This is a genomic window from Prevotella amnii CRIS 21A-A (genome assembly GCF_000177355.1).
Taxonomy (GTDB): Bacteria; Bacteroidota; Bacteroidia; order Bacteroidales; family Bacteroidaceae; genus Prevotella; species Prevotella amnii.
The window spans coordinates 1-1,959 of record NZ_ADFQ01000080.1 but is presented as its reverse complement, the minus strand read 5'-3'; the positions used below and the strand labels follow the sequence as shown (position 1 = coordinate 1,959).

At 40.5% G+C, this 1,959-nt stretch carries 1 protein-coding gene; it reads left to right on the top strand.

Annotation, left to right across the window (positions count from 1 at the left end):
• Positions 1–156: 156 nt before the first annotated feature.
• The gene (locus HMPREF9018_RS06990) at positions 157–1,638 is read left to right on the top strand and encodes a tyrosine-type recombinase/integrase (RefSeq protein ID WP_008449838.1); all 1,482 of its coding nucleotides are present in this window, start codon (positions 157–159) and stop codon (positions 1,636–1,638) included.
• Positions 1,639–1,959: the final 321 nt, after the last annotated feature.

The window sequence follows — 1,959 nt, the reverse complement described above, 5'->3', positions numbered from 1 at the left end:
TATTTATACACACTATTTGGGCAGAATGAGCGTAAATGTTTACAGTAAGTTTACTATTTTGGAATACACTGTTTACAGCGTGTTTACAACTGCAAATCTGTAAGTTATAACAAGTTTAGATATTTTTATCACTAACAATTGGAACACGGATGAATTATGGCAACACTGAAAATATGCGTAAGGAGTAAACGTAGCGATGGTTTTTATCCTGTTTATATCAGGGTAACACATCATAGGGAACTCGCCTATATCAAAACTGACAAGATGGTAAACGATAAGGGCATCACGAAAACCAAAGAAGTTAAAGACCCATACGTGGTTGGTCTGCTCTCTCCTGTTATCATTGACTACATGGAGCGTCTCAACAAAAAGGACATTAGGAACTGGAACGCAAAAGAAGTGTCCGACTTTCTTGTGAGTGGCGATGATGATATAGATTTTTCGAAATATGCCAGAAAGCACATAGACCGAATGATAGACAGAGGGCAGCAGCGCAACGCTCGCAACTATGAACTTGCCTTACAGCACCTCGAACGATTTGCAGGGACAACATGTGTAAAGTTCTCGCATCTAACTTCGATATTTGTAAACCGATGGATTAAAAGCCTTGAAACAACAAAGCGTGCCAAAGAAATGTACCCTATTTGCATCAGGCAGATATTCAAAGCTGCACAGGTAGAGTTCAACGATTACGACAACGGCATCATCAAGATAAAGACAAATCCGTGGGTGAAGGTGGAAATTCCAAAGGCTGACCGTCCAGAGAAATTGGCAATCACTCCCGAAGCGTGCAGGGAGTTCTTTTTCTTTCCACTTCCTGAAAGTAAGATGGCGCACCCTACCACAGAGCTTGGCAGAGATGTGGCAATGATGGTTCTTTGTCTTGCAGGTATCAACACAGTTGATCTGTTTCAGCTGAAGAAAACGGACTATTACGATGGTATTATCCATTACCAACGAGCCAAGACAAAAAAGTTTCGTGCCGATGGCGCATATATGGAAATGCGTGTCCCTCCTATCTTGCTTCCTTTGTTCGACAAATACAAGAACACCGATGAGGCTGACGTGCATCTATTCAACTTTGCTAAACGCCATACAACTTCTGACAGCTTTAGTGCCAACGTAAACATAGGTATTCGGCATCTATGTGAGGCTATGGGCATAGATAAGCAGCACGATTATTCTGTTTACACTTTCAGACACACATGGGGAACAGTGGCGCAAAACGATTGCAAGGCTACTATTGGCGAAGTGGCATTTGCTATGAACCATAGCAGCGGACACAAGGTAACACGAGGCTATATCAAGATAGACTTCTCTCCAGCATGGGAACTCAACGAGAAAGTAATTGATTTTATTTTCTTCTCAGATAAACCATCACAGCGAGAACAAAAGCCGAAAGAGGAACGTTTCAAACTCTCGTATCGTTATCAGGTTCATGGCACAGCATTCTTCCAAGGGCGCAAGGTAGCAGAACTGACAGACGTTGGCTTCAACAATGTTGATGAAGTTATCGAGAAGTTGGCATCACTACTACCTGACGACATTCCACTTCGCTCAATGGTTTTATTCAAAATCGAAAACAACGACAAAAAACAAACAGCAGTTTACGAGCGAATGAAAGGCAAAGGTTTTTAATCTTTCAAACCTACAAATGAGCTTTCTTTTGTAGGTTTTTCTTTTTATATTCATTAACAAATAAAAGAATAGCTCTCGCGTACGCACGTGCGCGCGTTGATGTAGATATATTTTATTTACTTTACTTTACTTTATGCACTTTTTGGTAAGAAATGCACACTTAAACTGCATTTCTTCGGAAGAAAGTACACTTAAACTGCATTTCTTCGGAAGAAAGTACACTTAAACTGCATTTCTTCGGAAGAAAGTACACTTAAACCGCATTTCTTCGGAAGAAACAAATTAACTTTTATTCACTTTGTGTTTTCCCCTATCAGAGAC

Excerpts from the sequence above, each read along its gene's own strand:
- HMPREF9018_RS06990 (WP_008449838.1), top strand. The coding sequence starts at position 157 with ATGGCAACACTGAAAATATGCGTAAGGAGTAAACGTAGCGATGGTTTT.